Source organism: Acutalibacter sp. 1XD8-33 (genome assembly GCF_003612555.1).
Taxonomy (GTDB): domain Bacteria; phylum Bacillota; class Clostridia; order Oscillospirales; family Acutalibacteraceae; genus Acutalibacter.
This window is the reverse complement of the sequence record NZ_RAZF01000004.1, coordinates 109,388-131,868: the sequence shown is the minus strand read 5'-3', so window position 1 is coordinate 131,868 and position 22,481 is coordinate 109,388. Positions and strand designations below refer to the sequence as shown.

22 protein-coding genes and 1 pseudogene are annotated in these 22,481 nt (G+C 52.3%); 8 read left to right on the top strand and 15 right to left on the bottom strand.

All coding sequences use genetic code 11. From position 1 onward, the window contains the following. Positions 1 to 7: 7 nt before the first annotated feature. Positions 8 to 868: a C39 family peptidase gene (locus D7X94_RS05010; RefSeq protein ID WP_158590898.1), complete on the bottom strand. Its 861-nt coding sequence runs from the start codon at positions 866 to 868 to the stop codon at positions 8 to 10. Positions 869 to 1,282: 414 nt separating this feature from the next. On the opposite strand from D7X94_RS05010, the gene D7X94_RS05005 reads away from it, so the two are divergent. Continuing rightward, a complete protein-coding gene (locus D7X94_RS05005; protein ID WP_147401665.1) occupies positions 1,283 to 4,351 on the top strand; it encodes a CAP domain-containing protein in 3,069 nt (1,022 codons plus the stop codon). A gap of 555 nt (positions 4,352 to 4,906) precedes the next feature. Here the strand turns inward: D7X94_RS05005 and D7X94_RS04995 are convergent. The 4 genes from D7X94_RS04995 to D7X94_RS04980 all read right to left on the bottom strand — a co-directional run bounded on the left by D7X94_RS04995 (position 4,907) and on the right by D7X94_RS04980 (position 6,047). Beyond that, positions 4,907 to 5,104, bottom strand: coding sequence for a hypothetical protein (locus tag D7X94_RS04995; protein ID WP_147401664.1), 198 nt, complete (start codon positions 5,102 to 5,104; stop codon positions 4,907 to 4,909). An 84-nt stretch (positions 5,105 to 5,188) separates the two neighbouring features. Continuing rightward, entirely contained in the window at positions 5,189 to 5,392 is a 204-nt protein-coding gene (locus tag D7X94_RS04990) for a recombinase family protein (protein ID WP_442857881.1), read from the bottom strand. Positions 5,393 to 5,515: 123 nt separating this feature from the next. Continuing rightward, complete coding sequence (locus tag D7X94_RS04985; RefSeq protein WP_120426631.1) at positions 5,516 to 5,716, bottom strand: hypothetical protein; 201 nt, start codon at positions 5,714 to 5,716, stop codon at positions 5,516 to 5,518. A 94-nt stretch (positions 5,717 to 5,810) separates the two neighbouring features. Beyond that, positions 5,811 to 6,047: a helix-turn-helix domain-containing protein gene (locus D7X94_RS04980; protein WP_120426630.1), complete on the bottom strand. Its 237-nt coding sequence runs from the start codon at positions 6,045 to 6,047 to the stop codon at positions 5,811 to 5,813. Between the two features lie 182 nt (positions 6,048 to 6,229). Here D7X94_RS04980 and D7X94_RS04975 point away from each other — a divergent pair, with 182 nt between their 5' ends. Both D7X94_RS04975 and D7X94_RS04970 read left to right on the top strand, forming a co-directional pair. Continuing rightward, positions 6,230 to 6,544: a recombinase family protein gene (locus D7X94_RS04975; RefSeq protein WP_120426629.1), complete on the top strand. Its 315-nt coding sequence runs from the start codon at positions 6,230 to 6,232 to the stop codon at positions 6,542 to 6,544. Between the two features lie 405 nt (positions 6,545 to 6,949). Further along, positions 6,950 to 7,249: a hypothetical protein gene (locus tag D7X94_RS04970; protein ID WP_120426628.1), complete on the top strand. Its 300-nt coding sequence runs from the start codon at positions 6,950 to 6,952 to the stop codon at positions 7,247 to 7,249. A 77-nt stretch (positions 7,250 to 7,326) separates the two neighbouring features. Here the strand turns inward: D7X94_RS04970 and spoIVB are convergent, their stop codons facing one another. The 3 genes from spoIVB to D7X94_RS04955 form a co-directional block, all read right to left on the bottom strand. Further along, the gene (gene spoIVB / locus D7X94_RS04965; RefSeq protein WP_147401663.1) at positions 7,327 to 8,469 is read right to left on the bottom strand and encodes a SpoIVB peptidase; all 1,143 of its coding nucleotides are present in this window, start codon (positions 8,467 to 8,469) and stop codon (positions 7,327 to 7,329) included. A gap of 556 nt (positions 8,470 to 9,025) precedes the next feature. Further along, positions 9,026 to 9,643, bottom strand: a complete 618-nt coding sequence (locus tag D7X94_RS04960; RefSeq protein WP_120426626.1) for a class I SAM-dependent methyltransferase — start codon at positions 9,641 to 9,643, stop codon at positions 9,026 to 9,028. A gap of 335 nt (positions 9,644 to 9,978) precedes the next feature. Continuing rightward, entirely contained in the window at positions 9,979 to 11,208 is a 1,230-nt protein-coding gene (locus D7X94_RS04955) for a helix-turn-helix transcriptional regulator (RefSeq protein WP_120426625.1), read from the bottom strand. A 218-nt stretch (positions 11,209 to 11,426) separates the two neighbouring features. Here D7X94_RS04955 and D7X94_RS04950 point away from each other — a divergent pair, with 218 nt between their 5' ends. The 5 genes and pseudogenes from D7X94_RS04950 to D7X94_RS04930 all read left to right on the top strand — a co-directional run bounded on the left by D7X94_RS04950 (position 11,427) and on the right by D7X94_RS04930 (position 14,474). Further along, positions 11,427 to 11,987, top strand: coding sequence for a TetR/AcrR family transcriptional regulator C-terminal domain-containing protein (locus D7X94_RS04950; protein ID WP_120426624.1), 561 nt, complete (start codon positions 11,427 to 11,429; stop codon positions 11,985 to 11,987). Between the two features lie 316 nt (positions 11,988 to 12,303). Next, entirely contained in the window at positions 12,304 to 12,870 is a 567-nt protein-coding gene (locus D7X94_RS04945; RefSeq protein WP_120426623.1) for a ParA family protein, read from the top strand. 1 nt (position 12,871) lies between these two features. Then, positions 12,872 to 13,293, top strand: a pseudogene (locus tag D7X94_RS04940) (ParB/RepB/Spo0J family partition protein); the annotation flags it as partial. A gap of 92 nt (positions 13,294 to 13,385) precedes the next feature. After that, positions 13,386 to 13,997 carry a leucine-rich repeat protein gene (locus tag D7X94_RS19000; protein ID WP_243111181.1) on the top strand — a complete coding sequence of 204 codons (612 nt, stop codon included), beginning with the start codon at positions 13,386 to 13,388 and terminating at the stop codon, positions 13,995 to 13,997. 63 nt (positions 13,998 to 14,060) lie between these two features. Beyond that, positions 14,061 to 14,474: a leucine-rich repeat protein gene (locus D7X94_RS04930; protein ID WP_120426622.1), complete on the top strand. Its 414-nt coding sequence runs from the start codon at positions 14,061 to 14,063 to the stop codon at positions 14,472 to 14,474. Positions 14,475 to 14,610: 136 nt separating this feature from the next. Here the strand turns inward: D7X94_RS04930 and D7X94_RS04925 are convergent, their stop codons facing one another. The 7 genes from D7X94_RS04925 to D7X94_RS19790 all read right to left on the bottom strand — a co-directional run bounded on the left by D7X94_RS04925 (position 14,611) and on the right by D7X94_RS19790 (position 22,328). Continuing rightward, positions 14,611 to 16,434, bottom strand: a complete 1,824-nt coding sequence (locus D7X94_RS04925; protein ID WP_120426621.1) for a GmrSD restriction endonuclease domain-containing protein — start codon at positions 16,432 to 16,434, stop codon at positions 14,611 to 14,613. A 101-nt stretch (positions 16,435 to 16,535) separates the two neighbouring features. Then, positions 16,536 to 16,856, bottom strand: coding sequence for a hypothetical protein (locus D7X94_RS18725; RefSeq protein WP_199715015.1), 321 nt, complete (start codon positions 16,854 to 16,856; stop codon positions 16,536 to 16,538). After that, positions 16,853 to 18,841 carry a DEAD/DEAH box helicase gene (locus tag D7X94_RS04920; protein ID WP_199715013.1) on the bottom strand — a complete coding sequence of 663 codons (1,989 nt, stop codon included), beginning with the start codon at positions 18,839 to 18,841 and terminating at the stop codon, positions 16,853 to 16,855. Before D7X94_RS04920 ends, D7X94_RS18725 begins: the two co-directional genes overlap by 4 nt. 12 nt (positions 18,842 to 18,853) lie before the next feature. After that, positions 18,854 to 20,425 (bottom strand): site-specific DNA-methyltransferase, encoded by a 1,572-nt coding sequence (locus D7X94_RS04915; RefSeq protein ID WP_120426620.1) that lies wholly within the window; start codon positions 20,423 to 20,425, stop codon positions 18,854 to 18,856. A gap of 164 nt (positions 20,426 to 20,589) precedes the next feature. Then, entirely contained in the window at positions 20,590 to 20,880 is a 291-nt protein-coding gene (locus tag D7X94_RS04910) for a hypothetical protein (RefSeq protein ID WP_120426619.1), read from the bottom strand. Between the two features lie 388 nt (positions 20,881 to 21,268). Next, entirely contained in the window at positions 21,269 to 22,012 is a 744-nt protein-coding gene (locus D7X94_RS19795; protein ID WP_442857880.1) for a hypothetical protein, read from the bottom strand. Between the two features lie 28 nt (positions 22,013 to 22,040). Next, positions 22,041 to 22,328 carry a hypothetical protein gene (locus tag D7X94_RS19790; protein ID WP_442857882.1) on the bottom strand — a complete coding sequence of 96 codons (288 nt, stop codon included), beginning with the start codon at positions 22,326 to 22,328 and terminating at the stop codon, positions 22,041 to 22,043. Between the last annotated feature and the right edge of the window lie 153 nt (positions 22,329 to 22,481).

Sequence of the window (22,481 nt, the reverse complement as noted above, 5' to 3'; positions counted from 1 at the left end):
GCCGGGGTCAGCTCCGCCGCCCACCTACAATGGCCAGGGCCTGGCTTCCCAACGCCTCATAGGCCAGCTCCACCTCCGGCTTCTCATAGGGCACGGATTTACCCGCCATTGGGTCGTTAAAAAAGTAAGAGTCCTGGTCCGCACCCACCAAAAGCAGGCAGTGCTCCGGAGAAATCCAGTCGAACCGTTCCTCGGTGTCCTGTATGGTCATGGTCGCGGCATACCGGGGCTCCTCCATCCCCATAGTAGCCCACAGCATCACCGGCACCCCCTCCTGGATGTAATCCGCTGTGAGGCTTTCCAATGATTTTCCACCCAGATCCTCCACCTGGAGGCTGGGCTTTTTTTCCGCCAGAATCCGCTCCAGGGCGTTCTTGATCACCGGGCTATAGCAGCCCCAGCCGTCCTCTGAATAGGGATTTCCCAAAAAGACCGCCTTGGGGTCCCCGCAGACGTAGCCGCCCCGCCCATCTTCCCAGGGACTGGAGGTCTGGGGCAAATAGCCGTCGATGAACTCCTCTACGGTCAGCTCCACCCCGGCATAACTCAGGGCCATCACCGCCGTGATGCTTTCGCAGCCAGTGGGATACTTCTCCCGCTGGTCGATCCAGGGAGCGTCAACCATCGCCTGCCCCTCCATCCCCATCTCCTCGGGCACCACGTCCTGCGCCTGACGTTCCTGGCCGAAAATGCCGCCCACTACCATGCCCGCTACAAAGACTGCGGCGGCGGTCCACATGTATGCCAGCAGCCTCACTCCCCAGTGGGCCGGTTCCCGCCGAGCGCGCTTTCTCTCCTGTTCTTCCCGCACCAGGACCTTCAGCTCCTCCAATTCTTGCGAATCCTTCATGTTTTCCATGTTCTCCATATTGCCGCCTCCTTTTTGTTGCTTGTCCATTAGACGAACCAGAAAAGGAATTGGTAACACAGGAAAGGGTAGATAGCGAAAAATTTTCGGGTCGCTCAAGACAGTGGTTCCAGCTTGTGAATATTGCTCTAAGTCCTGGTGTTTTTTTGTATGCTCCTCCCTTCGCGAAATTCTGTAGATTTTCACAAAACCCGCCGCGCAGTCTCCGGCGAAAAACGCGGGACATTTTCTGATTTTTGCTGATGATTTCGGAACCCCTGCGGAAAATCTTTTTTGTGCAATCTTGTTATGGCGCCGCCGGCATGCTATAATAAATGTAATTTTTCCCGGTGCGATTGGGCAAAAACATGGTTTTTCAGCCGCGCCGGAAATCCGGCGGCTTGAGCCGGAAATCATGAAGGAGGTCATGAACAAGTGAAGAAAGCACTATCCATTCTATTGGCCGTCTGCCTGCTTTTGGGCGTATTGCCATTTGTGCCCGTGCAGGCCAGCGCGGCCAGCGACACAGAGATGAAAAAAGCCGTGCTGGAGCTGGTAAACCAGGAGCGCGCCCAGCAGGGCCTGCCTGCTCTGGGGGCCAACAAGAAACTGAACGCTGCGGCAGATATCCGCGCTCAGGAGATCGTGGAGAAGTTCTCCCACGACCGGCCCGACGGAAGCAGCTGCTTCACCATTTTTGATCAGGTGGGCACCGGCCAGTATTTTGCCGTTGGCGAGAATATCGCGGCGGGTCAGCGCTCTCCCCAAGCAGTGATGGAGAGCTGGATGAACTCCAGCGGCCACCGGGCTAATATTCTGGGTTCCGGCTACAAGAATATCGGCATCGGCCTGTGCCGCACCGATTCCGGCTACGGCTACTACTGGGTGCAGCTCTTCTTCACAGGTCCCAACATCCAGACCGACGCGGACGCTTTCCCCTCTTCTGATCCAACACCAACCCCTACTCCCAAGCCCTCTTCCGGAACGATTACGCTCCGGTTTGATTCCAATGGCGGCTCGGGCTTTATGCCAACGGTTTCCTTCCCCAACAACCAGAAATATACGCTGCCCCAGTGCCAGTTCACTCCGCCCGCCGGAAAGACCTTCAAGGCCTGGGAGCTCCCTGCCATCGAGGTGCAGCCTGGCGATCGTTGGACTCCACCTGACGTTGGAAGCCATACCTTTATCATAAAGGCTATCTGGCAGGACAACGCCTCCTCCGCAATCACTACCATCCGGTATGACGCCAACGGCGGCAAGGGAACCATGGCGGACGAGCAGATTGGCTACCGTGAGTTCTACACCTTCCCCCAGTGTTCCTTTACCCCTCCCGCTGGAAAAGTCTTTAAGGGCTGGGGCTTTAACGGCAGCAATGACGGGACCGGCCGCCCCGGCGCCTCCATGCAGATGGCTTTCTCATCCAGCAGGACGATTGTCGTGAAAGCCATCTGGAAGGACGCGGACCCTACCGCCACCCCCAGGCCTACGGCAAGCCCAACGCCCAGGCCCACCGCCACTCCTACTCCCTCCGGCTCCTATAGCCACAGCGGCAACAAAACCGCCCCGAAAATGAGCCAGGCGGAGATTATCCAGCTGCTGCGGGACAATTCCAACGACACCCCCAGTGATGTATTTGACGAGACGCCCAGCTGCCAGGCCCCTTACAAGACCGGCAGGGTGAAGCGGTCTGTTCTTCAAAAGGCCACAAACCGCCTGAACGCCCTGCGCAAAATCGCCGGCGTCCCGGACGTAACCCTGGATGACAGCCTCAGCGCCAACGCCCAATACGGCGCGGTGATCATGGGCAAACTGGGCACCCTGAGCCATACCCCCTCCCGTCCCAGCGATATGGACGAGAGCTTCTACCAGCAGGCCTATAGCGCCTGCGGCAGCAGCAACATCTATGCCGGTCCCCAGCTGTGCGATACGCCGGATGGATTTATGGATGATTCCGACAGCTCCAATATCAGCCGCCTTGGACACCGTCGCTGGCAGCTGAACCCCAAGCTGGGCAAAGTCGGCTTTGGCTATGTGGACAACGGCTCCGGCTACCGGCGCTTCACGGCGGAAAAAGTATTCGACAGCAACGGAGCCGGGTGCGACTATGACTACGTCAGTTGGCCGGCCTCCGGCAACTTCCCCACAGGCGACTACTTTACCAGAAATACCGCCTGGAGCATCAGCCTGAACGAAAGCAAATTCAGCCGTCCCTCTTCAGGAGAGGTATCCGTGGAGCTCACGCGCCAGCGGGACGGCCGGGTCTGGCGCTTCTCCCGCAACTCCAGCAATGGGTATTTCAACGTGGACACTGGGGGATATGGGATCTCAAACTGCATTATCTTCCGGCCGGACGGGATTTCCGCTTATGAGGGCGACACCTTCACGGTGAAGGTGAACGGCCTGAAAACCAAGACCGGCGCGACGGTCACGGATTTCCAGTACGAGGTGAACTTCTTCGACCCGGATCCCGCGCCCACGCCCAGGCCGACGGCAACGCCCACTCCTACCCCTTCTGACAATGAGGTAAACCTCGTATTTGATGCAAACGGCGGCTCAGGCTCTATGTTCGGCCCTGTCATCCGCGTGAACCAGTACTACCGTATGCCTGAATGTGAGTTTACCCCGCCTCCTGGAAAAGTCTTTCTTACCTGGCAGTTTTCTGGTTCCTACGTCAATCCGGGAATGTCATGCACTGTTGGCAGCCCCGGTACATATACCATCAAGGCCATCTGGAAGGATGCGGACCCCACTGCCACCCCCGGGCCAACGGCAACCCCAACTCCCAGCCCCACCGCCACGCCTAAGCCTACTGCCACGCCCAGGCCTACCTCTACGCCTACTTCCAAACCCACCCCCACTTCCAGGCCCACCTCTACGCCCAGGCCCACCTCTACGCCCAGGCCCACCTCTACGCCCAGGCCCACCTCTACGCCCAGGCCTACGGCTACCCCCAAGCCTACCTTCCCGGACGTGAAGCCTACCGACTGGTTCGCTGGGGCCACGGATTATGTGCTGGAGGTCGGAATGATGACCGGCATGGGCGGCAAGTTTGAACCCAACGGCACGACCACCCGGGCACAGTTGGTAACCACTCTCTATCGCTTGGCGGGCCAGCCCTCCGCTTCCGGCGGGCAGAAGTTCTCTGACGTGAAATCCAGCGACTGGTTCCACAAGCAAATTCAATGGGCCTCTTCTAATGGCATTGTCAACGGCTCGGGCGGAAAGTTCCGGCCCAACGACCCTGTCTCCCGCCAGGAGTTTGCCGCCATCCTGTATCGCTACGCCAGTAAGATGGGGTATGATACCAGCTATAGCTTCCCCATCTGGTTCTTCCCAGACGGCAATAAGGTGAGCGGCTATGCCCAGCGGCCTATGGAATGGGCCATCGGGTCCGACATCATCGGCGGCTCCGGCGGCAAGCTGGATCCCAGCGGACGGGCCACTCGGGCTCAAACGGCCACCATGCTCATGCGCTTCCATCTGTACGCCATGGACCAAAATTAAAGGGACCATTCTTTCGCAATTCCTTTTTTGCCTGTAGAAAAGAGGGCTCTTGGCAACATGCCAGGGGTCCTCTTTTCCATTCCATTTGAACGTATGCCTAGCCGCTGCCTATGCCGCGTTTTCCCTGCTTTTTCCGCCCTCTTTGCGGCCTCACGGCCCTGCTCCAGCATAGTCTCCGCGAAAATTCCATATCCCCCGGTAGGGTTCTCGTTGTACTTTGTACCCGCGCTGTCCGTGGCGGCGATATCCAGTCGGACGGAGCGCTTCAAAAGGTTCTCCACAAAGATCTGGGCGCGTACCTCCAGCGCTTTTAGGCCCGGTTTTCCAGCACAATGCACAGTACAAGCTCAATACATTCTGGACTGCCCTCAAAGCACTTGGTCATAAAATCATCGTCCAACAGCCGGAAGCCTCTTAGCCGCTGCAGGTCCTCCTAGTACAGGCGTTCTTTCACATCCACAGCAATCCCTACTTTCTATAAAATATAATATCCCGTTTTTGACGAAGCTCCAAGCCCGTAGACGGCCTGTTTCCGGCCTGCCCATTTCGGACCTTTCAGGCCACTTCATCCTCGTCTACATGAATAAAGCGGACTATGTTGGCTTCGCTTTCATTTACCTTTAAGGGTGCGTACTTTATGTAGTTGCCTGCCGCGTCCCGCTGCCTGTCATAGCCCAGCAAGGGCGGAGTCAATAGCTTGCAGTCCTTGAACCGCTGCGATAACGACCAGACCATGGCCTCCCGCTTTTTCACGAATTCCTCCTGAGCGATGGTAGCGAACATGGTTAGGGCCAGCTCGGAGTCCTTTTCTAAGGTGTTCAGGCGGTCCGTTTCAAATCATATGCCCACGGGCGGGTCCAGGTTCTTGAGCCTGCGGATCAAGGAAATGCAATCCACCAGATTTCTGGCAAAGCGCGACACGCTTTTTGTCACGATCAGGCCATATTCCCCATTTTCACAGGCATCTATCATCGCGTTAAATTCCCCGCAGTTTTTTAAGGATGTGCCGGAGATGCCCTCGTCAGCGTACACTCGCCTCAATTCCCAGTTAGGCCGTTCCAGAACCAACTGCCGGTATAGTTAACGCAGTCCCAAAGAGGTGTTTTTCCTCTTTTGGACCGGGAGGCATAGCCGCCCAGCTTAAAAAACAGTATTTACCGATTTTTAAGTGCGTTTACTATAATGCTCCTGCTGCAGCTCAAGGGAGGAGGCCTGCTCTTCATGGCCGGTGGATACCCGGCAGTATGCGCAGACCCGGAAGCGCCTGTCCAGGTCGCTGAAGCTGATCTTGGGCTTGGCCGGGATGAAGAGCCTTTCCTCCGTACTTTCTTGCCGGTTTGGATCGTCTTTTCCGTCATAGACCATGAAATCCCCTCCTATGCTATTCAAACTGATGGATCCGCCGGTTTTTCTCTGAGATCAAAAAAGCCATTTTCCAAAGTTGTGCAATATCGTCCTCCTACAGATCAAAAATATGGTCCGGCAGATGATGATTCGTCCGCCCCAAAAGGTAGTCCGTGCTTACGCCGAACACATCGGCGATCCGCCAGAGAGTGTCCAAAGAAGGCTGCCGCATGTTGCTTTCGTAAGAGGATATCGTACTCCTGTCTACGCCCAGCAGGCACGCCAGCTGCTCTTGGGCAAGATTCATGGATTGGCGAAGGGGTTTCAGCCTGGATGAGAAAAGGAAGACCACGATTTACACCACCTTGCTGGATATAAAGGATTATACCAGAAAAAGTGTGACAGCGGGTAACATTTCTGGGACAGTTTGCAACATAGCCTAAGATCCTCAATTTCCATTTTGCAATAAACTCTGCCCTATGGTATATCAGTAATGGGTAAAAAAGGATCGTCAGCCATAGCGGAAACAGGAAAATGGACCTTATTTTTGACGCCTACCTGCACGGTTGGTCCCAGGAGAGAATCGCGGGTTTCCTCTCTGATATTGGCTGCCGGACAAAAACCGGAAGCACCCAGTGGAACAGTGGGTCGGCGGCATATTTCGAGGCTTTGTCCCCATCAACCATCATTGGGTCAACGACGATCCCGGGCCGTACTACGACTCCTCCAACAGTGCCGGCAGGAAAGAGAATGCGGGTAGCGAAAAGTGTATTCTCGGCCTTTGACCTTGCGGGCTACCAGGTGGTGCGCAGCCAGTTTACACAGACCCGCTATGAGGGCCCGCAGTGACGATCTCCAGGGGACGGATCACATTCAATCTTTTTTGTATGCGAAACTTCGCGGAGATAGGCCATGTCCAACTCCTGCTGCACCCATCCCAGCGAAAAATGGCCATAAGGCCCTGCTGAGAGGGTTCCATACACAGCATCCGATGGCGCCCGGACCGGGAAAAGCCGCTATATGCCAAGACGTTGTGCTGCCGGTACTTTGGCGCCGCTCTGTTTCAGATGATGGAGTGGGACCCCGACCGTCTCTATAGGAGCAGGGGCACATGGTTGAGGCACGGTGAGGAACAGATCATGATCTTCAGCCTGGAGAATACTGTATCCGTCGCGCCCCTGCCTGCCCGATACGCCGGACTCTCTCCGCTGGGCAAAGGGTGGGACCGCGAAGGAGCTTTCCAGTCGGGACCTGTTGTGCCGGATATTCGCCGCGAAACTTTTCGATCTGATGGGCTGGGATGGGGGATACTGCTACAAGGTGATGGGGAACCCCGCCGTATATGGAGAAGAGATGCTGTTCTTGTTTCAGCAGACAGACTTCGAGCTGTTCCTGGGCGAGAAGAAGCCCAGGTCCTATCTTCCCGGCGAGTGGCGGGACTATTTCGGCACGCCGGTGGAGCTGCATGGATGGAATATGGAGCGCTCTTACCGTGTGCCTGACATGGTGGCGCAGGAGGCCCTGTGGGTTGTGTTCCATCTGGACAAGGCCTAAGCGGTGGAGTGATACCAAAGCAGGGAAGGCAGGACACCCATAGGCGCCCGGCCCTCCCTGTGCCTTTTCGCTTTGTATTATGCCACGTCCTGCTCTCCTGGATTTGCCTCATCCTTTTGGCCCAACTCCCGGCACCGCTCCAGCATGGTCTCTGCGAAAATCCCATAGCCGCCAGTGGGGTCCTCGGTGAACACATGGGTCACCGCACCCGCCAGCTTGCCGTCCTGCAAAATGGGTGCCCCGGACATTCCCTGGACAATTCCCCCCGTGGCGTCCAGAAGCCGGGGATCCGTCACCTTGACAATCAGATTTTTCGTGGGCTGGTCCGTGCCGTTAATCTTCTGGATCTCTCCATCATACAGCGCTGGCCCATTTTCGTTGATACTGGCAAGCAGTTTTACCGGCCCGGTATGCACATCCTCCCGGCTTAATACTTCTACCGGCCGGCCTTCCGGCGCTTCATTCAGCGTCCCATACACGCCGGTTTCATTGTTGGCCAGCAGCCTTCCCAGAGGCTCGTCTGAAGAAAAATATCCCCTAAGCTGTCCCGGTTCGTCCGGCATTCCCCTGACAATCCCACACAAGGTGATGCCCGCCGGTTCGCCGCTTTTCAGGGTCATCACGTTTCCGGCGTCCGCGTCGCAAATGCCGTGGCCCAGCCCGGCAAAGGTGCCGGCCACAGGGTCATAGAAGGTCAGCGTGCCCACTCCAGCCGCACTGTCCCGGACCCACATGCCCGTTTTAAAGGATCCCTCGCCATACATGGGCTTTACAACTGCCTCAAACACCTCTTTATCCCGCCGGACTTTAAAGGTGATCCCCTCTCCTTGGCTTCTGCCAATATATTGGGCTAGGGCGGCATTGCTCTGAATTTCCATCCCATCCGCCGCCAAAAGGTAGTCTCCCGGGCGCAGGCCCGCCTCTCCCGCCGGGCAGCACACACCGTCTGCTGTATAAATATCTGACAGGGAGGCAACAATAACCCCATCTGTGAACAGTTTGATCCCAAACGCCTCTCCCAAAGGGATCACTTGGTTTTCGCTTGTGGGATATTCCTCTTTTTCTATGGGAGCTTTTGAGGCGTTAAAGGCAGAGGCCTCTTCCGCCGCGGGCGCCTGCGCCGCAGCCGGGGTGCCAGGAGCGCCTTCTAGGCCCAGCAGCCCCAGAGTGGCCAGCATACATAGCGCCGTAATTCCCACGCTGAGCGTGAACGTGCGCATAGCCTTGCAAATAGATTTTTTGCTAAATTTCCACTTTTGGATTGTTCTCACCCTTTCCCGGAGCAGATTCAAAACGGCTGCCGCTTTGAGCCCCGTTTTTAATTTGCCACCGGAAAAAGCATTTATGATGGAAATATAATTCGTTTCTACACACCACGCCCAATTTCCCCAAAATCCAATCAATCTAAAAACGCCCCTGCGTACATGACGCAGGAGCGAGAATTGTTGGTCTGCCGCAACTACCGGGTATAGCGGCTGATACAGTTAACACAGTTCAAAACTGGTCCTGCCAGTTCCAAAATATGTTTCCTAGTTCCGCAGCGGCTATTGCCGGGTTCACCCGGTAGAAGGGACAGTAAACGTGCATAAAATAAGTATACGATGATATTAGACCGAATATGTTAGGCTTTTATCGTCTCTCTGTCTGTCGCTCACCTCCTTGGTTTTGATGTACTAAGTATACAGCGGATTTATGAAAAACATATCAAGACTATATAAAAGATCTGTGTGTTTTTTATGAACGCTTTTTGAACATGTCCGCCAAAAACTTCCCCATTCACCTTGACAAAGATAGCAGACCAGCACAATGAGAGAACTTCTCAAATTCCATCGTGGGGAATTCTTTCCGTATCTCGTCGAATACGAAGTAGATCTCGCCGCCATCCCAGCCATCGCCCTCTTGTTCGCGACACCGTTCCAGGTCCTGCCTGGTGGCAAAGGCCACATCGCCAATCAGGATAGCGCCTCTGTCCTTTAACAGTTTCCTCAAAAGATGAATCAGGCTGATTTTATTGTCATCCGTCAAATGGTGCAACGAGTACGTCGCAACGATGAAATCATAGGAATTCTGCCGAAGGGGCTCTGCCAGCCTCTGGGAGAAGTCTCCCTGGAACAGATGGGCGCCCGGCATTTTAGCACTTGCCAGTTCGATCATCCTGCCCGAAAAGTCCTGCCCCCATACCTCGCAGCCCTGCTCATACAGCTTTTTTGTCAGCGTGCCTGTTCCAAAGCCTAAGTCAAGAATCTTGGCGCCCTCTTTCGCCACCACGAGCTGGTAGATTCTAGACAAAATCTCCTTATAGCCCGCGAAAGGATAGCTCTGCTCCTCGTCCGAAAGACCCACGGCTTTATCATAACCATCCGCCCACAAATCAAACCCTTTTTGATCCAGCATTTTCATATCTCCTTTTTCTTCCAGTTCGAAAACTGCAAATGTATTATGATGAATCAAGATTACCCATTTATTGCCTCAAGATTTTTTCTAAATCTGCTTTTAGCTCGGCCATTTTCTCGGGACAATCTATATATTTTGATTAAATCTATCATACAAAACACCCATTCTGTGGTTTTACGTGTGATCGTAAACGCGCGTGACACCTAGTGATCAGTTTTCACGCCGGGCGGCTTTTTGCCGCCTGGTACAAGGGAATCGAAAGGTTTCCTTGTACCGCGTTCACTATTATACACGCTTCCCCAACGGAAGAGTCAAGCTTTTTCCCAAGAATATCTTTACAGGATGACAGATGAAATCTCCTTGAGAGCGTCCATTTCCAGCTCCTTGCTCCTTTGCAGGATGGCAATCAGTATTTTTCGTTTTTCGTTGGCCTCTCCGGCAGTTTCGGGGGGCTTCAGGCTGCCCAAGAACTTTTCACACATACTGACGATCTCCTCATACTTAGAGATTGCCGTTGTGATAGGCCGGTAGTCCAAACCCTCTATCAGCCGCATACAAAGCTCCAAAAATTGTTTGATACAGAGTTTCCCCTCATAATGGATGAAAATATGTGGGGACAGGCATGCCATATCTACTCTATCCTGATTGCCCTCTTTTTCAAGCTCCTGGCACCAGTTGTCGTATATGACCGATCCGTATCCGGCCAGCGGCTCGTCAGATACGCTGCGTTCATTTTGCAGGAGCGCAAGCCCTTTTTTCAGCGCTTCCCTACACTTTTCTGGGAGGGTGTCTGGCTTTGGGCCCGGCTTAATCAGCAGCATATCCGGTGTTTTCGCGTACCATCCCGGAACACTTTTTAGCTGCTGGAAAGACATGACGGAATTTTTCTCGTCATCCCCATCCAGGAATGGAAGTCCTTTCAGCACCCTTCCCTGATGAGAGAAACCTGTCGCCAGTATCATATCCGAGTATTCTCGAGGAAGGATGATCACAGGGTATCCGCTCAGGATATTCTCAACTGCCATACGGATGAAGTCCTCCTCCAGGCACTCCGTCCCCCGGCAGAGCTTGCCCGTCAGGCCATATACGGAAAGGCCGGTTTCCAGCGCGTCATCCGCGCCCCAGGAGTACCCAAAGCAGATGGAAGTAACCGCGGACTGGAGGACATATTCCGTGTCGCCGTTCAGCTGCCGCCCCATCGGGTCCCTATGCTCCTCGAGACCCATAAACAGCTTGACCGCTTGGAGCATAGCCGGATACGCCATGCTCCGGGGCCATGTCCTGCCGGAAAAGTCCGCGATGGGGGCGTATGGTAGCAGGATATGCTCAAAGTTCGCGTTTGCCGCGGGAGAGACGTTGTCCGGGAAAAGAATGGCGTCGATGGTGCTGTGGAGGATCTCCGCCAATTCCACCAGCAGAGACAGTTCCGGCATGGCGCGGCCGTTCTCCCACTTGCTCACCGCCTGGGGGCTGACATTCAGCCTATAGGCAAGCTCTTCCTGAGTTAGCCCCCTGCTCTTCCTTAAAACTGCAATTTTCTGGCCTGTCTTTATGTTGTCAAGCATCTTTTATCCTCCTTATCATGCCGTTGGAATAGGGCTGGTTTACCCTTCCAGAATATTATAGGAGAATCGGAATCTTTTCACAATACTTAGATAGTTGAAGTTGGGCGTGAAAAATCAACCTGAGGTTTACTGTATTGTTTCCACACCAGAAACACCCTTGCAAAATTCCTAAAATTTCTTTATAATATACCCAAAACAGAAAAGGACGGGGGTGCGTGATGCGTCAGACCACGAAAGAGGCCATTGCCCAGGCGTTTGAGGGCCTGCTGGAAAAGCGGAGCATTGACAAGATAACCGTCAAGGATATTGTGGCGGAGTGCGGTGTGAACCGTCAGACCTTTTACTATCATTTTCGGGATATCTATGACCTGATGGAGTGGACGCTGGCCAAAAGAACCGAGAAATACGCCGTCCTGAACCTGTCCGCCGGGACGGATTGGCAGGAACAGATCCGGCTGCTGTTCCACTTCTTTTACCTGCACCGCACGACGATTCTGCATGGGTATGACGCTACCAACCGAATGCAGTACGAGCGGGTGGTGATCAAGTGGGTGTCCCAAATGGTGCGGGAGCGTTTGGACGCCTACCCCCAGGCTGGCAAGGTGCCGGACGAGAAAAAGGCGTTCATTGCCAAAGTCTACGCCCGGGGCTGCGCCGGTTTCTTTCTGGAATGGGTGGAGGAAGGAATGCCCGATGAACGCCATGTACAGCTGAACGACTATTTTATTATTATCAATGGCAGTATCGATCATGCCCTTGACAAATTCCAGAAACTATAAAAGCTATATTTATAATCAAATATTTTGCGAGAACCGGCAAAACCTTGTGAAACAGCGCATTACGCCGCATTTCCTGACAGCAGACCACCCCAATTACTACGAATTTACTACCAGGGGATGAGCTTTGATACGACGAAACACCGGGAAATGCGGACATACGGTATAGCGCCGCCCTTTGAATTGCCCCTTAAAATCACATATCGCCCGACTGGATAGACCGTCTTTTCTGCATGGAAAAGGCGGCTTTTTCTATGCCTGTACATAGCCGTCTGTTTCGTCGCAGGCGGCTAAATCTATGAAAGGAGGGAACCCCAAAATGGCGAAACCGAAAGTGATAAGCGTAGCAAATCAAAAGAGCGGTGTTGGCAAAAGCACGACTGTCTACAACCTGGGGGCCGGTCTTGCGCTGGAAGGTAAAAAAGTCCTGATGCTGGATGTAGCCCCCCAAGGCGACCTGACCAAGATGCTGGACCAGCGCAAGCCCCACGACCTGCCCCTGACCCTTGCCAATGCCATGAACGACGTTGTGGCCGGGACAATGCCCTGCGACCACCCGGAGATCATGCAGCACCATGAGGGCTTTGAGTTTGTTCCGGGAAACCGCAGCCTGTCCGCCGTGGAGGTAGGGCTGGTGAACGGGATGAGCCGGGAAACCGTCTTAAAGCAGTATGTGGACAGCGTGAAGCGGGATTACGACTATGTTCTGCTGGATTGCCGCCCCTCGCTGGGTATGCTGGTCATCAACGCCCTGTCCGCGTCGGATTATGTGCTTGTCCCCGTCCAGGCGGCCTATCTGGCGGCGGACGCCTACCGCAGACTGACAAAGGAGGTGCTGGACATTGGCAGCAAAGAGCGCAGCCGGACTTCTGACCTCAGTAGATAGTATGTCCACCACCCAGGAGGAACGGGACAACGCCCAGCGCAGCTATGTGATCGACCTGCCCACCACCGAGATCAGCGATTTTCCCGACCACCCGTTTAAGGTGCGGATGGACGAGGAAATGGAGCAGATGGTGGAGAGCGTCAAGGAGCGGGGCGTTCTTTCCCCGTCCTGGTGCGGCCTATGCCGGACGGCAGTTATCAGATGGTGTCCGGCCACCGCCGCAAGTTTGCGTCGGAGCTGGCGGAATTGCCCACGGTGCCCTGCATCGTCCGGGAGCTGACCGATGATGAAGCCATCATTATTATGGTGGACAGCAACCTCCAACGGGAACGCGTTTTGCCCTCAGAGAAAGCCTTTGCTTATAAAATGAAGCTGGACGCTATGAAACGGCAGGCAGGCAGACCAAGCAAAGAAAATAGTGTCTCAGCGGGACACCGTTCTCCGATTACGGCCTATCCATTGATGAAAACAGCTTTGCAGACCGTATGGTAGATGAGGAAGCTAAAACCGAAAGTATGACGGTTTCTATTAAAGCATCGAACCAGGATTTTTCCTATTCTGCCCAATACGCCTTGACTTACTCTGTGGAGGAGGGTGCTTGGGTTTTAACGAATTTGGAAAAATCCGGGGAGGAATACACGGCTCAGGCATTGGCCACGGAAGAAGAGGCGGAAGCTGTCCTAAATGAAAAGTATGATACTTATTCATACATATCCCAGGAGGGCAAAGAAAATAGGTGTAAATTTTGCTATACGGCCTCTAAAGGGGAGGGCAATGTAACGATAGACTGCGAGGTCACGATCCCATTCACCTTCTCTCCGGACGGCTGGAACTGTCCAGGAAGAAGAGACGGGATATTCCGGTGCCTGCGGCGAAGATTTAACTGGACGGCTGACAGCACGGGAACGCCTTTGATCTCTGGAAGCGGGAAGGCAATGCCGGATTATGCCACCGAATCCCCCGCTCCCTGGGGCAGCCTGCCCGCTAACTTCGCCGTGAAAATCGCCAGGATTGAAGCGAAGCTTGAGCGTCTTGGAAGCAATGCTTTTGCAAATTGTCCTCAGCTCACCGAAGTTTCTATCCCCGAAACTGTGACCAGCGCGGGAGCCGGGGCGTTCTCTGGATGAGCTGGGCTGAAAGAGGTATCCTATGCAGGATCGCGCGCCCGGTGGGAGGCGTATCTGTCTGGTGTGCTTGCAGAGGGAAGTCAGGCGAATCTCAAAACTGCAGGAAGTGATGCAGAGATTATTGACTTCGGCAAATGCGGCAAGCAGATGGGATGGACGCTGGATGGTGAAGGAGTGCTGACGATTGCGGGAACTGGCGCGATGGAGGATTATACTATCTATCCAGAACAGCTTGGCACAGATACTTTGCCAGAAAACCCGATAAACTCATCTCCATGGGGAAAGCAGCTTAGTAACATAAAGACTGTGTTTGTTGAGACCGGCATCACATCTATTGGAGCAGCGGCATTTTCCCTGTGCAGAGATCTAACAAAGGTAGAACTTCCCACAGGTATAACTTCTTTGGGTAGATGGTGGTTCATTTTTTGCAAGGCACTCGTAGAGGCAAAAATCCCAGACACGGTAGTCTGTAATTGAAGGAAATGATGAGAAGCGATTTGTCAAGGGTGTTCTCACCCCAAAATAATATGAAAGAACTCAATATCTCAAGAGATGCATTGAGAGAGAAATTTGATTCGATGTTGTTGAATTGTAAAGACATACATTTCTTGGGCTATAATGATTCATAGTGGTTCCTGATTTTTTGAGCCATAAGTTGCCGCCGCTTTTCTAAAAACTCGCCATATCGGCTCTCATCCATATCAAAAACCTCCAAAGGAATACAGTTCATTTGTAAATTTTTCATCAATACATCTCGATTCGTGATGGAACCACAAGTGATTATCCCAGTATCGCACTGGGCCAATGCCTCTCGAAAATACACTGTTGGGGCCTTCTTCCCAATAGATTTATTAACTTGTGCGTCTAAAAAAGCATAATTTGCTACTTGATTATATTTTCCTCTTTCATACCCCAGCGATTTAAGATAATCTTTTGGAAATACATGGTGGACATCTGAGACAGTTAAAAGGAGATCACGAACCTGGAGATTATTGGACAATAAAGAAATGTCATTCATCGCAACCTGCGCTGCCAAGTAAACAAGATAGGAAGGATTGTTCGTAGACGTATTACAGAGATTCTGTGGAATCGCCACTTGCCAAAATGTATCGGACAATGTTGCCGCTTCAATGTCTTTCAAAGTTGAGATTACACCGTTTTCATTGATAAGACGAATATCTCTAGCAAAAGCCGACTCAGGAGAGGCGCTATATCGCCCCGTTAGCACAGATAATACATACCATTTCTGTACCAGCCTCTTCACTTCGCCCGGAGACACTTCACTAGTTCTAGTAAGTATGAGATAGAGCGTATACGCAAAGTCTAAAGCCATTTGTGAACTAACTACCTTGCTGGAAACAAATCCTGCACCTCGGAGAGCAGCCATAAACTGCTTGAAATTATACTCGCTGAATACGTTTAGCACACCTGCTTTTAGTTTTGCATAGGTGTCAGCAGTAATCTCTTCCCGATACTCTTTTGTGTCAAAATCCCGGCCAGATAATAGGCTTACGAGATCAGACAATTTAGCGCGCGGAAACTTATGCATAAATGCCACTCGAAGAACATCATCATAGTCCGGGTCATAAACATCGTCCCGTTCATCCTTTAGCCACGAAATCTTCGACCAATACTCAGTAGCAACAAATGTAGTGTCCTCACGAGTGATAAACCTTGCAAAAGAGGGTTCTACCGCCAGGTGTGCAAAGTAATCTATGGCCTTACGCAAAGTGTTGCCGCCGTACATCTCATCCGAGGCAATCTTAGACATAACAAAGTCACCTTGGCTTAAAGCGGTACCTTTGGAGTTGATGCGAATAAATATGTCTGTGACAACATCAATATCCAAGTGCTCCGAAAGTTCAATTACGCCAATGGATCGATTCCCGATAGCGCGAAGTTTAGTTATGATTTTGTCCAAATTCTCAGGCTTCATTTCTGGGTTATCAGCGCAATATTGGGTGATAAAAGAAAATACCGAAAAGTCGTTTTTAAAAACATCTGCAATGTCCGGTATCCATCGCTTGCTCTTGAGATGGCTGGAGTCCTGTACAGCAAAAATATCTGCTTCCGGATCATCAGAAAATGCTTGAAACGGGTCAAATGCGATTCTGACACGATCCTCTTTATAGCTGCTATTGATAACCGGTATTCCAGCGACAGCAGTCATTAAGGCGGTGACGCGCTGTTGTCCGTCAATTAAGATTTTCTTCCCAGCAGAAACACTTCCGTCTTTCAGCCGAACATTTGGATTTTTCCAGATAATCAGATAGCCGGTAGGATAGCCTTTATACAAAGAATCCAGAAGGTCTCGTACCTGTGTACGCTTCCACACAAAGGGCCGCTGAATTTCAGGAACCGCAATGCCCCCCGATGCAATCAAGCCTAAAATTGCGCTGACACTCAACGAATTAGGGGTGTACTTCTCTATTTCCACAATATTTGATCTCCTTTTTCACCATTCGGCGAAACATTAAGTGCAATCCGACTCAGGTATATTTACATATGTCACTTTATACTATAGCTCTCTCATAATTTCTACAAACTGCTCAAGTTATATACCCCATCAATACCAAAATCTTTATTCTTAAATACCATAAAATAACGATAGCTCTGTCCAGCCTGGGCTTGCCACTGACGGCCCAGTTCCAGCTTCATCTTACTGTCACTGTTGTCCCGGTCACCGCCCTTAAACTCAATCAGCACCAGTTTCCCGGCCTTTGTCATGACCATAAAATCAGGATAATGGTTGATGTTCCCATTGAGCCGGAAACCCTTGCGTTCAATGATCCTATGCCACCACCTGATATTACCCAGCCCTACCACAATGTCGATCAGGCTCCGCTCCTCCTGGTTCATATCGTCCTTCTCGGCATCGTATAGGGAATACGGGATCGTATCAATCGTCTCAGCGGGGTAATGACCTGCGGCAGGGCATAGGACTCCCTGCACACCACCTTTCCACTGTCCAGCCACTTCTTGAATTGAGCCGTCCGGTAGGCCCGCTCCAGCCCGTCAATCTTGTGCTGGATTTTTCGCGCATAGGTGGGAATCGCCGTCTCCATTGCCGCCAGCTCGTCCTCCGTCATGTTCTCCACCACGCGATGGACATATGCGCTGATCTCCTGAGCGGCATAGCGGTCATTCCGATTGAGGTTTCCGCAAATCAGATCAACACATTTTTGCACCTTCTTTTCCGGCGGCAGTTTTGCCAAGCGTTCCCGGATGTACTCGCTCTCCTCCTTGGAGACCCGCATATACTTGGGGATCGCCTCGCCCTTCTCCTGGAGATCCACCCGATACATCTCGCTGGTGGCCAACTCAAAGCTGATCTGCGCGTCCTGGCCGCTGAGAGAAAAGCCCTCCGACAGATTTTCCGCTTCCAGCAGATCATATTCCCCACCGAACAAATCAGGTGTACCTTTAAGGAAAAACTGCGGAATACGCAAAGCGGACGCTTCCTCCACAAACTGAGGCTGCATGGCGTTCTGGTTCAACATCTCTCCCAGCTCTCCTCCCCAAAAGCCTGCGCTGCCGCTCTCCTTCATCTCCGCATCGTAGCTGTCCGCCTGACGCTGCGCGTCCTGGAGCATCTCTCCAAGGGGAGAATCAGGCTGCTCGGTTCCGCCCTCCAGGGCTCCTTTTACTGCCTCCGTGTCAACATCGTCAAACGAATCTGTTTCTGCGGCGGGAGCGTTGCCGCCGAGTTCCATCTGTTCCACTTCATCCGGCTTAGGTGCGGGAGCGGGATCGGGGGCTTCGCCCACCCGGAAGTCCTTCCGGCTGAATCCAGCCATATTCAAACCGCTCACGATGCTGTCCAGAGTATTTCTGAAATCGTTGGAGCAGGTAAACACATAGGACATATTCAACAGCGGAGATTTGTGCCGCTTTGCATAGGGCTGGCGGAGGATACGGCCCAGAATCTGCTCCACATCCACCTTGGAGGTCTTATTCGCCAATGACGCCAGAATGTACGCAAAGGGGCAGTCCCATCCTTCCTTGAGGGCGTTGACCGTGATAATATACCGAATCGGACAATCCCGGCTCATGAGGTCCGTTTTCCCCAGCTCGTCCACATAGGAGAGGATATTGCTGTTCTTCCTGGGGGTGGCGGTCAAATCCAGCACAAAGGACGGATTCAAGTTGTTCAGCATCTCCACGCTCAAATCAGACCCGGCGTTATGGCTCTCGTCCACCACTGTCACAGGGGACAACTGTCTCAGCACCTGGATCAACGCTGTGTCCGGCGTATCGGCCAGCAGTACGGAATCATCCTTGAAATACTGGGCGAATTTCAGCAGGTTTCCGTTCTCCTGGTAGACCTTGCGCACGTCCTTTTTCTTGCTGTCAATGCGCAGGGAGGCGTAACTCAACACACAGACCGTCAGCATCTCCCGGACGGTATCGGGGGAAAACTGCTGGCCGCTCAGGAGCATTTCCTTCGTATACACGCCCACCCGTCCGGCAAAGTCCGAATTGAGCCGCAGGCGGTATTCGTGGTCCGGGTTGGACAGGTTCCGAATGGTCTGCGTCAGAATGGAATCCGACGGCACGAGCCACACCACCACCTGGGGCTTGTCCAGAGGCATGGTGTCAAAAATGCGCTTGAGAGCGGCGCAGGCCATAAAGGTTTTCCCGCCGCCAGTGGGGACCTTTGTGCAGACGTGGGGAACGCCGGGAATGGCGGACCTGTAGGCCGGGACGCCGCCCAGCCCTACGGGGATATCCTTATCCATCCAGTAACCCTTCCAGGCGGCAAACAGCTCCCGGTCCCGGTTCAGATGGCCCAAGTAGGAGGACAGATCGTCCATAACCTGCTTCTGATAGGTTTTCAACTCCATAACGCCGCCTCCTTACAATTTTGAGATGTCCCGTGGGATTTTTTTGAAGGTGATGTGCCACCGCTCCAGCTCCGCCTGGCTCAGGGTGCATTGGTCGGCGTAAATGGTGTACCGGCCTGCCTTGGTTGTGATACTCCCCAAGAAGTCGCGGCTCAGGGTGGTGAGGCTGTCACGCTCATAATAGAAATAATAGGCGCTGTCCAGGTGGACGCCCATATAATAGGGCTCGTCCTCTTTATCCGGTTCAATGGGGGCCTTCGTCTCCATGAAATAGACATACTCCCGGATTTTTGCCGCGCCTACGTCCTCATTCAGGTTGCCGTTGGGCAGGAGCAAAACGGGGCCGAGGTCGTAGAAGGTAAAATCGCCGCCTGTACCCTCCACGGCGTTCTTGCCTTCGCCGTAGCCGTCAATGACCCGTTTGACCCGTTCGGCGGTGATGCTCTCGGCGTAGTCCATCATTTCTACCAGAATGAATCTGCAGTGTCCGCCGTCGGCTTTGTTCATGTTGAGGACAGCATGGGCGGTGGTGCCGGGACCAGCGAAAGAGTCAAGGATGATGGAATCAGGGTTAGACGCAATTTGCAATATTCGTTCGATTAAACGAGTGGGCTTTGGAGTTGTAAATATCTCTTGTTCATCTGCGAAAATCTTCCGTATTTCTTGCTTAGCATCTGCATTCTGACCAGCGTCTTTATAGGACCAAAATGTTGTTGGCACTACTCCCTGCTTAGCTTCTGAAAGGAATTTCTTTATTCTAGGCACACTTTTTCCGTCAAGTCCCCACCAAATACGGTTATCTGCATTAAGTTCTCGAAAATGCTCTTGTGATACACGCCAATAAGTTCCTGCCGGGGGAAGAAAGACTTTTCCAGTTGGAGATACGATTTCATAACTACCCTGTGCATAATAATTCCTAGCTTGGATAGCGTTTGTTGTCCAAACTCCTCGCGGATCGTTATCTGGATTTGTATATGAACTGTCAATTTCCGCTGTGCGAGGGAACAGATTTCTTCTGAAATTCTCTTTGCTTTTTGCAAAAACCATGATATAGTCATGCATTCCTGAAAAATATTGCGCTGAATTTTTTACGGTATATATTTTTTGCCATATAATTGTGTCTACAAAATTTTTCTCACCAAAAATATCATTGCAAATCATTTTTAAGCTAGCATTTTCATCATCGCCTATGCTGATAAAAATAACCCCATCCTCCGCCAACAACCGCTGCAATAGTTCCAGCCGTGGATACATCATGCACAGCCATTTGTCGTGGCGGCTCAGGTCCTCGCCCTCCCGGCCCACAACCTCGCCCAGCCACTTCTTGATTCTTGGATCGTTCACATTGTCGTTGTAGACCCAGCCCTCGTTGCCCGTGTTGTAGGGCGGATCAATATAGATGCACTTGACTCTTCCCTCATACCGGGGCAGCAGGGCCTTGAGCGCCTCCAGATTGTCCCCCCGGATAATCATGTTTTCGCTCTGTTCGGCGTTATATGTATACTGTTCCTCCAGAACCCGGTAGGGGACCTCCAGGTGGTGGTTGACTACCTTGTCTTTTCCGATCCATTCAAGTGTGGGCATAAGTTTTTCTCCTATTCCCCATTACAGGAAAGCCAAGTCCGCATCGATAAATTTGCCGCTCCTTTTCATGAGACTTTTCAAGCACGACTTAAAAGTGGCTTTTGCTGCGCTGTTCGCCGCTTCACGGGCGTAAATATATCCGATAACTATGCTTAGTTGCTTTTCTATGTCCTCAGCGGTGATTTGATTGTAGAATTCGCGGTCAACGGGATATATACGCAAGCCTGTGATAAGCGCAGTATGATTGATAAAACCGGAATATTCCCGCAAAACTCTTGAAGTGTATTCCACATAACAGCTTTGTCATGAGAATTGATTGCGGTAAATGCCTTTTGGCTTTTCTGATTTGCAGTGAAAACCGTATGGGTCATTTCTGCCGCTTTTTTGGCAAGCTCTGCGGCTTTTAACGACTTTTCCTCATAGCGGATCTGAAATTCGTGAAATGTTTCGTCCATTTTTAATCCTCTCCTGTTAGCACTTATTCTATAACAGTCATTTTCACACAACAAGAGGCTATAAAAAAATTATAGCACATTGGCACTCAAATATCAATTCATTTGAAATGCTGTCGCTGATTTCGAGTTTTCTATTTCTGATGGGGTAAAATTGCAACTTGGATCATCCCGCGTTTTTCCCATTTCTGAGCATACTCCACCAACTCTCGCGCATTACTGACTGAATGTTTCACATAGGCAATCAGATACTCGCTGTGCTCCACCATATAGCGGTTGGCCCGGATGATAGCTGCCCGCTTAGGCACAGTCTCCATCCCAGGCGGGTAGAACGTACCATCAAAACCGGGCGGTGTGGGTGTATATCCCACACGATAAATCGCAAATTTGGCTACAATAACGGTATCACTATAGAAGGAGTGGTGCCGCAATGAATGCCAAGACAGCGGTTGCACGTCGTATCCAGGCCCTTTGCCTGGAACGGAATATTGCAATCAATGCCCTTGCCAATCAATGCAGCATTGCGCCCTCCACGATTTACAGTATGTTGAACACCAAAAGCAAGAACCCGGGGATTGTTTCCATTCAAAAGATTTGTGACGGCCTTGAAATCAGTGTTCGCGAATTTTTCGATGATCCACTGTTTGAAAATCTTGAACCCGAGATAAAGTAGCGGGCCAGGAGCATTACCGCTCCTGGCCCGTTCCTTCGCTATACCCAGATATTCATACCCCTTGGCAGTGGCGCAGATGTCCTCGTTGATAACCACTCGGCCAGCATCAAATTCCCCGAAATTCTTAATCAGACAGCCTCCGCCGCCTACTACATACAGTTTCATCAGATCCGGGTCATACTCGTGCTCCCGCAGGCGGCGGAAGATGCCCCCAACATAGTCCCTGGCGGTCGTCTGAATCGCGGACAGGTAGCGGTCACTGATACACGCCGTCCCATGCCGGAGTACCTGGTCGATGATCGTCTCGTCAGCGGCGGAGCCGTAGAGCTTCAGCAGGTTCTCCCGGACCGCCAGCATACATTGATGCGTCCCATACTTCTCGGTGAAGCACTTCTTCTCCTGGGGGCAGCGGTCATTGATATACATGACGTTCATTGTGCCGTTTCCGATGTCGGCTAGCATATTTACTCCCCGGAAGTCCTGCAGGTGGTCAGACACAGCAGCAAAGCCCTGGGGGAAAATTATCCGTGCCAACGAAATCAACGTGATAGTCCACGCCTCGGAATGTGAAGTCTGCACTGTCCCGCTGAAGCAAATACTTCTTGAAAGCGTCCTTCTGCTCACTGACCCAGGTGAGGGGCAGGCCCGCCGCCAGATGGACACGGGCTGAAGTCTGCTTGCGGATGTTCAGTTCCCGCCCAATAGCGGCGAGGGACAGGATGTAGTAGTCGCTGTCCGCCATTTTGTCGGCGGTGAACTCCTTGTGTTCCTCCCCAATCAGATAATAGCGGCCCTTATGGACCAGTAAATTGCTCTTGAAGGTCGGTTCCTTATCAAAGGAAGGCCACGCCGGTTTTGAAGCAGCAGTTGGCCGTCTTGATGTTGCCATAGCCGTGGTCGATGCCGATGATGATAGGTGCATTGCGATTTA